The following is a 9225-nucleotide window of genomic DNA, read 5'->3' on the forward strand; positions in this document are numbered from 1 at the left end:
GCCGCTCACCGCCCCTTGAACGAGAACAGGCCCTGCGGCCGCACCACGATCAGCAGGATCACCAGGCCGAACACCACCGCGCGCGCGAGGATGTCGTTGCTGACCGCCGCCACCACGCCCGTGACCTCGCCGAGGCCGATCGAGGTGACGACCGCGCCGAGCAGGCTGCCGACGCCGCCAGACACCACCACCAGGAAGCTGTCGACCACCAGTGCCGTGCCCATGTCGGGCGAGACGGTCTTGAAGCCCGCCACCAGCACGCCGGTGATGCCGGCCAGGCCGGCGCCGAAGGCGAAGGTCCAGGCGTTGACGCGCTGCACGTCGATGCCGCAGGCCGCGGCCATGCGCGGGTTGCGGATGATGGCGCGCACCTGCATGCCGATGCGCGTGCGGTAGAGCAGCAGCCAGGTCGCGAAGGTCAGCACCACGGTGCAGGCCACGATGAAGGCGCGGTAGGCATTGATCGGCGTGTCGCCGACCATCACCGCGCCCTGCAGCACGGCGGGGATCGGCATGTTCTGCAGCCCCGGCCCCAGCCCTTCGATGTGGATGCCGAAGAAGGCCAGGCCGCCTTCGAGCCGCACCGCCTGCTGCACCAGGATTGCCACGCCCCAGGTGGCGAGCAGCGTGTCGCCGAGCCGGCCGTAGAGGCGCCGCACCACGCAGCGTTCGATCAGCAGGCCCAGCGCGGCCGCGACCACGAAGGCGATCGGGATCGCGGCGAACAGCCCGAGCCCGAGCCAGATCTGCGCCAGCACCGCGGCATAGGCGCCGACCATGATCATCTCGCCGTGCGCCATGTTCACCACGCCCATCGCGCCGTAGATGATGACCAGGCCGAGCGCGGCCAGCAGAAGAATCGAGCCCATGCTGAGCCCGATCAGGAGTACGTCCAACATCGGAAGTCTTTCTCTCGAGGGTGAATGCGGGCACGGCACATGCCGCCGCGCCCGCGAACGGCTGTTCAGGCCTCTTTCAGGCCTTCACCGGCGCGGCGCCGTTGCGCTTGCAGATCAGGTTGGCGTCGGTCTCGCCGTAGGCAAAGTACGGCAGCGGCCGCACCGGTTGCGGGCTCGCGTCGACCACCTTGCTCTGGCCGTCGGCCTGCCACTGGCCGATGCGCGGCGTGACCCAGGCATGCAGGCTCTCGGGATCGATGCGCACCTTGCCGCCGGGCGCGTCGTAGCTCTGGCCGCCGATGTTGGCGCGGATGGCATCGGCCGTGGTGGCCTTGCCGGCCTCCACCGCCTGCTTCCAGAGGAAGACCTGGAAGTAAGCGGCTTCGAGCGAGTGGTAGGTCACGGCCTTGTGGTCGTTGACGAACTTGCGGTAGCGCTCGATGAAGGACTTGTTGGCCGGCGTGTCGATCGACATGAAGTACGGCACCGAGGTGTAGCTGCCCGCCGCGTACTCGCCGCCCATGGCCGCGATCTCGATCTCGCTGATCACGGTGGCGCAGATCGGCACCGCGGCCTGCGACATGCCCTGGTTCTTGTACTCGCGGTAGAAGGCCACGAGCGAATCACCCACCACGTGCGAGAGCACCACGTCGGCGCCCGACTCCTTGATCTTGCGCACCACCGAGGCCCACTCCGAATGGCCGAGCTCGAGGTACTCGTCGGCCACCCACTTGGCGCCCGACTGCTCGATCAGCTTCTTGCTGACCTTCGACATCTCGCGCGGATAGACGTAGTTGGAGCCGACGATGAAGAACTTCTTCTTGCCGAGCTTCTCGACGATCCACGGCACGTAGTTGGCCAGCTGCTGGTTGGCGACCGCGCCGCTGTAGACCACGTTCTTCGAGCACTCGAAGCCTTCGTAGTGCGTTTGATAGAACAGCATCGCGTTGCGGCGCTCGAACACCGGCAGCACCGCCTTGCGGCTGGCCGAGGTGTGGCAGCCGAACACGGTCTCGATGCGGTCGCGCGTGATCAGCTTCGAGGCCTTCTCGTTGAAGGTCTTCGGGTCGGAGGCGCCGTCCTCGAGCACCACCTCGACCTGGCGGCCCATCACGCCGCCCGCGGCATTGATCTCGGCCACGGCCATGCGCACGCCGTTGGCGAGCATCTTCTCGACGATCGAGAGACCGCCGGTCTGCGAATAGAGCGCGCCGACCTTGATGGTGTCGGCCGCGTGGGCGCTGCGCATCAGCGCGGGCGACGCGAGGGCAGCCGCGGAAGCGGCCGAGGAAACGAGGAAGTGGCGGCGGTTGGTTGTCGACATGATGGAACCTCGGGACGTGACGCAGCGACCATGCGCTGACGAATGGTTGAAGAACTCGATGGGTGGAACCAGCCGACAGCACTGTCGGGCGCAGGCGAAAAAAAACCCACAACGCGGTGGGGACCGCGGCGTGGGCTTCATTGCCAGGTGGACCGGAGAACACACATGGTTCCCGGTGCCGGCTGCATCGGCGCCTGACGAATCAAGGGGATGCAGCCACCGAGCCGGAGGACCGACTCGATGCAGTCATGCTAGCGAGTTAAGGCGACGGGTGCAACAGGGTTTCCATGTTGATGATCGAACTCGCGATCTGTTCCATCGACAGCCGCTTGGCCATCGCCTGCGCGCGGATCGCCTGGTAGGCCTCGCCCTCGCTGATGCCCTTGGAGGCCATGAGGATCGTCTTCGCGCGGCTCATGGCCTGGTCGCTGGTGATCTTGCGGCGCAGCTTGCGGTTCTCCTTGAGCATCGCCTGGCGCTCGGCCCACAGGCTGCGCGCGGTCACCAGGTGCGCGAGCAGGCCGAAGGGCTTGATCGGCTTCTGCACCACCGCGAAGGCCGCGCTCTCGAGCACCAGCTGCAGGGTGGTCGGGTCCTCGTAGTTGACGATCGCGATCACCGTCGGTTCGGGCCGCGGCATCGACTTGAGCAGCGCCTCGGTGGCCTGGCGCGACTCGCCTTCGACGAGCAGGAACAGCACGTCGACATTGGGCGGCACGGTGGCCGGCATGGGCCAGGCCATGCTGACCATGCAGCCCACGCGGCGCAGGTGGCTGACGAGGGCATCGCCCTCCTCGTCCGGCGGATGGACGACGACGATCTTGAGCTCGGGCAGTTCGCGCAGCAGCGAAATGGTCATGGCGCCTCCGCTTCCCTCAGGCCGGTCGTCCCGCGAGCGGATCGAACCGGTTCTCGTACATGTAGGGATCGGGCTTCACGCGCAGGCCCGGATCGTCCACCACCTGGAACGTGCCCTGCGCATCCACGCGCGCCACGCGCGGCCAGAGGTAGGTGTGGTGGTTCTCCTGGTCGATGCGCACCCGGCCCTGCGGCGCGTCGAACTCGTGCTCGTGCAGGTGCGGCAGCATCGCCTCGAGCCGGTCGCTGCCCGCGCGCGCTAGCGTCTGCGCATAGAGCATCACCTGGAAGTAGGCCGACTCCGCGCAGGCCGTGATCGGCAGGCCGGTGCCGAAGCGCTTGCGCCAGGCCGCGACGAATCGGAGGTTGGCCGGCGTCTGCAGGGTCGAGAAGTAAGGCGCCGCCGTGATGCTGCCCGCGGCCGCGCGCGCCGACATCTGCGCGATCTCGGCCTCCTGCGTCGACTGGCTCGCGATCGGATGGGTCTGCTGGTCGAAGCCCGCCTCGCCGTAGGCCTCGTAGAAGCGCGCGATGCCGTCGCCGACCACGGTCGAGTAGACGACGTCGGGCTGCGCGGCCTCGATGCGCCGGATCACCTTCGGCATGTCGATGTCGGCCACGCGCAGCGGCACGTACATCTCGTCGAGCACCTCGCCGCCGGCCTGGCGGAACAGGTCCGCGATGATCCGGTTGGATTCGTAGGGATAGACGTAGTCCGAACCGATCAGGAACAGCCGCTTGCCGAAATGGCTCGTGAGGTAGCGCACCAGCTGCACCGAGTTCTGGTTCGGCGCCGCGCCCGTGTAGACGCAGTTCGGCGAGTACTCGAAGCCTTCGTAGAGCGTGGGATAGAACAGCAGCGCGCGATGCGCCTCGACCACCGGCAGCACCGCCTTGCGCGTGCTCGACATGTAGCAGCCGAAGATCACGGCCACGCCCGCCTGGTCGCACAGCTGCTTGGCCAGCTCGCGGTAGCGCGGCGGCCGCGAGGCCGGGTCGAGCACCACCGGCGCTATCGGCCGCCCGAGCACCCCGCCGCTCGCGTTGACCTCCTCGATCGCGAGCAGGGTTGCGGCCTGCTGCGTGCGCTCGACGGCCGCGGTCACGCCCGTCGATGAGAAAAGCACCCCGACTCGCCAGGGGGGTTGTGGTTTGGATCCGGTCACGGTCTGGACTCCCAAATGAAAAAAGCCCCCAGCAGCCCTCGCGGCCGCTGGGAGCTTCACTGCTCCATGTCAATGTCGAGGCCTTGCGGCGTCGTCCGCCCTACTGTAGCAGTCCCGCGTCCACGGCAGGCAAGTCTTTGCAGAAGCCCCGCGCTTCAGTGGGAGGCGGGGCGGCCGTTGGCGTTCTCCATCGGCGCCACGCGCCGCACGATCCAGCGGAAGGCCGGCCCGGTCAGCAGGGTCGACAGCACGGCGAGCGTGACCAGGGCCGCGAAGGCATGTTCCGACAGCAGGCCCTTGTCGCGCAGGATCGTGGCGGCCACGATCTCCATCAACCCCTTGCATTGCAGCAGCGTGCCCACCGCGAGCGCCTCGCGCCGCGACAGCCACTTGGCCGGCGCGCACGCCAGCACCGCCACCAGCTTGGCGCCCACCGCCAGCACCAGCAGCGTGGCCGAGGCCTGCAGCGAGGCCCAGCCCAGCACGCTGCCGTCGATCTTGAGCCCGCTGTGGCCGAAGAACACCGGCGCCAGGCCGATCAATGCGAACTGGCCGAGCCGCTCCACCGGCAGCCGCCGCGACCAGGCCGCCGGCACGATCGCGCCCGCGAAGTAGGCGCCGAGCAGTTCATGCAGGCCCAGCTGCGAACTCGACCACGCGCCGGCCGCGAGGAACAGCGGCATTGCCAGCCAGATCGCCCAGGCCGGCGGTTCGCGCGTCGCCTTGCGCGCGACGGCGGCAATGCCCGCGAGCGCCGCGGCCAGCGCGATCGCGGCGGCCGGCTTGATCCAGGAGCCCGCCAGCAGCGCCTGCCCTTCGGCCGCCAGCAGCAGCAGCGCCAGGCCGATCCAGAGCACCGCGTCGTCGAGCACCGCGATGCGCAGCGCGATGCGCGTCAGCGGCCGGTGCAGCGGCCCGAGCTCGCGCACGATGCCGATCAGCACTGGCAGCGCACTCACCGCGAGGCACAGCCCGATCGCCAGCGCGCCCCACCATGGCCCGCCATGCGGCGCGGCCCAACCCGGCAGGTGGTTGAACCAGAGCTTGGCGGCCAGCGTGCCCACCGCGAACGGCAGCAGCAGCGCCATCACCGCGCTGGCGACGAAGCGCAGCGTCTCGCCGGGCCGAGCGGGCGGCAGGTCGGCTGCGCCCGGCAGGTGCACCGTCTGCCGCGTTTCGAGCCCGGCCGTGAAGGCCAGCAGCAGCACGCCGATCCAGCCGATGAAGTCGCCGCCCGCCGACGGAATGCCGGCGGCCTTGGGCAGCACGTCAGTGGCCGCGAGCAGCAGGCCGATGATGATCGGCAGCACCGCGATCGGCACCGAGCGGCCGAGGGCGCGCCAGATGGCCCAGGACAGGCCCATGAAGAGGATCAGGTCGGCGAAGGTCGATAGCAGGCTGGGGAGCATGGGGTGAATGCTACCGTGGCATCAACCGGGCGAATTTCCCTCGAGCACGAACACGCGCCTGAAGCGCCGTGCGGGTCCGTCGCCGGCCGGCAGCACCGCCAGTTCGGCTTCGAGGCCGCTGGCGGGCAGGCGCGCGGGCGCGACGGCCGGGAGGTTGCGCCACCCCTGGCCCGGTTCCCAGGCCCGCAGCCCGAACGATGCGACGTCGCCCAGCACCTCGACCCGGTCGGCGGCATCCGGCGCGGGCAGCGGAAACTCCCGTCGCGCCTCGCCCGCGGCGCGGTACAGCGAGCTGCCGCGTTGCCACCACTGCACGCGCTGCCATTGACCTGGGGCCGCCGGCGCGGCGCGCACGATCTCGATCAGCAACGGCAGCGCGGCCTGGCTGCGCACCTGCAGTGCGGTCGGCAGCAACTGCGCACTCGCGCGCACGGCCGTGGCCGCCGTCGGCGCGGTGCCCCCGGTCGCGCTCGACGCCGCCGCCTCCTGCGCCGGCAACGGCAGCTCGGTGGTGGCACGCTGGGCCAGGTCGGTCTCGAGCTGGCCCAGCGCCCGCAGCAGCCGCGCGGCATCGTCGCTGCGTCGCTCGAGCTGGCTGTCGGTCCGCGTCACGCTCTCGAGTCCGCGCCATGCCATGACGCTGACCACCGCCATGAGCGCGATGGCGATCATCACTTCGACCAGCGTGAAGCCCTGGCCGCGAACTTTCGACGAGCCGCTGCGGCGCATCTAGCGCACCTCGATCCGGGTCTGCAGCGAGGCGAGCGAATGCGCATCGCCCGCGAGGTACACCTCGACCGTCGCGCTGCGCAATCCGCCAACGGCCGCGCCCACCTCCAGCCGGCACAGCAGCGGCACCTCGCCCTGCGGGCACGGCGTGCGCAGCACGCCCGGCGACGCCGGTGCGCTGCCGATGCGCAACTCCGCCAGCCGGTTCTCGGCCGAGAGCATGGCGAGCGACTGCTTCTCCAGCAGTCCGAGATGGGTGATCGACTGGCTCGAGGCGCGCACGATCGCCGCCAGCGCGATGCTGACGATCGTGAGCGCCATCAGCACCTCGATCAGCGTGAAGCCTGACGGCCTCGCCATGGCACGGCAACGGGGGGACATGGTTCAGCGCAGCAGGTAGGCGCCCGACGGGTCTCGCACGATCACGACCGTGGCGTCGGCGTGGCGCAGCGCGAGCTGCCAGGGGGCGCCCATGGGCTCGGCGGTCAGCAGCACCGGGCGCGAAGGCACGACCTCCACCGGGCCGGCGCGCCAGGCGACGGGGCCGAGCACGTCGTCGCGCTCGAAGCGGTCGAGCGCGCCCAGGGTCGTGACCGTGGGGATGGCGCTGCCGGGTTGCAGGCGCCAGGTGCCGCGGCTGAACCGGTAGCCGTCGGCATCGGCCTCCCAGGCGATCACGCGGCCGTCGACGCGCACTTCGTTCTGCGCGGCCGCGAGCCGCCGGGTGAGTTCGCGCGCATCGCGCCGCAGCTCGCGCGCCGGATCCGGCGCCACGCTCAGGCTGATCGCCGCGGTGGCGATGCCGACGATCACCATCACCACCATCAACTCGATCAACGAGAAGCCGTGCGGCCGGCGCCAAGCGCGCGGCGCCGGAGCATGGAGCGGTGCGAGGTTCATCGGAGGGCGGCTGTGTGCCGCGGCGATGCTAGGCCGCGCATGTGATGGTGCGATGAAGGTCGCGCGGCATGCACACCCGAGTTCCCGACACACAAAGCCAACACCGCGGTGATAGACAGGAGCCCGACACCGGAAGCACCGACCATGAATTCTTCTGCCAAACGACTCCCCCTGTATGCCGTGCATGCGGCCGGCCTGCTGCTGGTGGCCGCGGGCATTGCCGTCTGGGCGCGCCTGCCCGCCGCCGACACCGTGGCCGCCGCGGCGGCGGCGCCGCCGGCACCCGCGCCCGACCCCGCCGCCGGCACCATCGCCGGCTGGCTCGGCCCGGGCGAGATCCGGGCCAGCGTGGCGGTCAACGGGCTGATCAAGGGTGAATTGCAGGGGGTGGCCGTGCTGGCCGTCAACGGTGCGGCCCCTCGCGCCTTCCGCATCGGGGAATCGCTCGCGCCCTCGGTCAGGCTGTCGGCGATCGAGCCCGGCGCGGTCGTGATCGACATCGCGGGCCGCACCGAACGCATCGCCGCGCCGGCGATGCCATCGCTGGCAAGCCCTGGCATCGTGCGCGTGGGTACGCCCTAGGAACCTCAGACGCTGCGCGCCCCGTGCGGCTTGGGCTGTGGCAGGGAGGCATCGGCCACCCAGTTCGACAGCGCATGCAGCAGGCCACGGTTCACGCGGAAATCGCCCTCCCCCGATTCGGGCAGGTGGGTGCTCGACAGGCAGCGCGTCACGATGCGCACCGCGCGCGGATCGGTGCCCACGGCCTGCAGCTCGCGCGTGAACTCGGCATGGCCTGGCAGCTCGTCGGCGAACTTCTCGAAGCCCGCGAACCAGCGGAACAGCATGTTGTAGACCAGGCTCTCGTGCACCTTCTCCGCATCCTCGATCGAATAGATGATCTGCAGCACCAGGCAGCGCAGCAGGATCGGCAGGCCGACGGCACTGCCGTGCTCGCGCGCCAGTTCGGCCAGCAGCCCGCGCTCGTAGCGCAGCGCATCGTCGACCAGGTCGCGCAACGGCACCAGCGGATGGCTCCTGGGCACCAGCGCACGCAGGTTGTCGGCCTGCACCCAGGCGCGGTGACTCACGATCCAGACCCAGGGCGAGCCATAGCGATTGACTGCCACCGGCTCCTCCCGTGCGTGTTCGACGATCTTCGATAGCCTGGCGTCGAGTTCCTGCATCGTGACCCGCAGGGGCGCCGTCCACTTCAACATCTTGCGATCCTCCTTCCCCGAAAGACTATGCGACAGGATCCGTGACGACCTCGTAGCGCCGGCGTCGATCCCGGCGTTCAGCGACGAATGGGCGTGCATCGCGGGCCTCGCCGATCAACGCAGGCCGCCGAGCGCCTGCCGCAGCGCGGTGTCGATCTTGCGCACCGACACCCCGTGGCGCCGCGCCACCTCCTGGCGCGACATCTCGTGCCAGCGCAGGGCCAGCAGCACCGACTGGTGGCGCCGCGGCAGGCGCTGCATCGCGCGGTCCACGGCCGCGACCTCCGAGCGCGCCTCGGCGATCAGTTCCGGGCCGGGCTGGCCATCGGCGATGACCTCGACATTCGCGTCCGCCTCGGCATCGTCGGCGCCGAGCCAGCGCCGGCGTGCACGCAGGCTGTCCATCGCCAGGTTGCAGGCCACGCGGTAGACGTAGGCATCCGGGTTCGAGAGCTCCGCCCGCGGCTGGCGATCGCCGAGCCGCAACCAGGCGTCGTGCAGGCATTCGCTGGCCAGGTCGGCGCAGCCGAGGTGCCGCTCCAGCCGCCGGTGCAGCCGTGCATAGTGCGCTTCGAGGTAGGCCTGCAAGTCGATCGCCGCTGGCGGCTTTGGCGCAGGCTCGGCCTGCGGCACGCGCAGGTCGGGCAGGAAGAGTCCCTGGCGCTCCAGCGGCAGGCGCCAGAGCGAGGGCGGGGGCATCCGCGTGAACCGATCCGATGC

The 9225-nt window shown here is 70.1% G+C and carries 11 protein-coding genes; 1 reads left to right on the top strand and 10 read right to left on the bottom strand.

What is annotated here, in order from left to right; all coding sequences use genetic code 11:
- Nucleotides 1-5: 5 nt before the first annotated feature.
- The 8 genes from urtB to AC1HIL_RS32930 form a co-directional block, all read right to left on the bottom strand.
- Entirely contained in the window at nt 6-899 is an 894-nt protein-coding gene (gene urtB, locus AC1HIL_RS32895) for an urea ABC transporter permease subunit UrtB (protein WP_057591911.1), read from the bottom strand.
- A 76-nt stretch (nt 900-975) separates the two neighbouring features.
- A complete protein-coding gene (locus AC1HIL_RS32900; protein WP_479669124.1) occupies nt 976-2223 on the bottom strand; it encodes a transporter substrate-binding domain-containing protein in 1248 nt (415 codons plus the stop codon).
- 259 nt (nt 2224-2482) lie between these two features.
- Entirely contained in the window at nt 2483-3082 is a 600-nt protein-coding gene (locus AC1HIL_RS32905) for an ANTAR domain-containing response regulator (RefSeq protein WP_093346041.1), read from the bottom strand.
- Between the two features lie 16 nt (nt 3083-3098).
- Entirely contained in the window at nt 3099-4247 is a 1149-nt protein-coding gene (locus AC1HIL_RS32910; protein WP_479669123.1) for a transporter substrate-binding domain-containing protein, read from the bottom strand.
- Between the two features lie 155 nt (nt 4248-4402).
- The gene (locus AC1HIL_RS32915; protein WP_479669122.1) at nt 4403-5656 is read right to left on the bottom strand and encodes a cation:proton antiporter; all 1254 of its coding nucleotides are present in this window, start codon (nt 5654-5656) and stop codon (nt 4403-4405) included.
- 21 nt (nt 5657-5677) lie between these two features.
- Nucleotides 5678-6385, bottom strand: coding sequence for a PulJ/GspJ family protein (locus tag AC1HIL_RS32920; RefSeq protein ID WP_479669121.1), 708 nt, complete (start codon nt 6383-6385; stop codon nt 5678-5680).
- On the bottom strand, nt 6386-6745 hold the full coding sequence (gspI, locus tag AC1HIL_RS32925) for a type II secretion system minor pseudopilin GspI (RefSeq protein ID WP_479669120.1): 360 nt from the start codon (nt 6743-6745) through the stop codon (nt 6386-6388). It lies immediately after the preceding gene.
- A gap of 24 nt (nt 6746-6769) precedes the next feature.
- Nucleotides 6770-7285, bottom strand: coding sequence for a prepilin-type N-terminal cleavage/methylation domain-containing protein (locus AC1HIL_RS32930; RefSeq protein WP_479669119.1), 516 nt, complete (start codon nt 7283-7285; stop codon nt 6770-6772).
- A 144-nt stretch (nt 7286-7429) separates the two neighbouring features.
- Here AC1HIL_RS32930 and AC1HIL_RS32935 point away from each other — a divergent pair, with 144 nt between their 5' ends.
- Entirely contained in the window at nt 7430-7867 is a 438-nt protein-coding gene (locus AC1HIL_RS32935; protein ID WP_479669118.1) for a type II secretion system protein N, read from the top strand.
- Nucleotides 7868-7872: 5 nt separating this feature from the next.
- Here the strand turns inward: AC1HIL_RS32935 and AC1HIL_RS32940 are convergent, their stop codons facing one another.
- Both AC1HIL_RS32940 and AC1HIL_RS32945 read right to left on the bottom strand, forming a co-directional pair.
- Nucleotides 7873-8505: a transposase gene (locus tag AC1HIL_RS32940; RefSeq protein WP_479669117.1), complete on the bottom strand. Its 633-nt coding sequence runs from the start codon at nt 8503-8505 to the stop codon at nt 7873-7875.
- Nucleotides 8506-8619: 114 nt separating this feature from the next.
- Nucleotides 8620-9204: an RNA polymerase sigma factor gene (locus tag AC1HIL_RS32945; protein ID WP_479669116.1), complete on the bottom strand. Its 585-nt coding sequence runs from the start codon at nt 9202-9204 to the stop codon at nt 8620-8622.
- Nucleotides 9205-9225 lie beyond the last annotated feature (21 nt).

This window comes from Variovorax sp. ISS6, assembly GCF_056523145.1.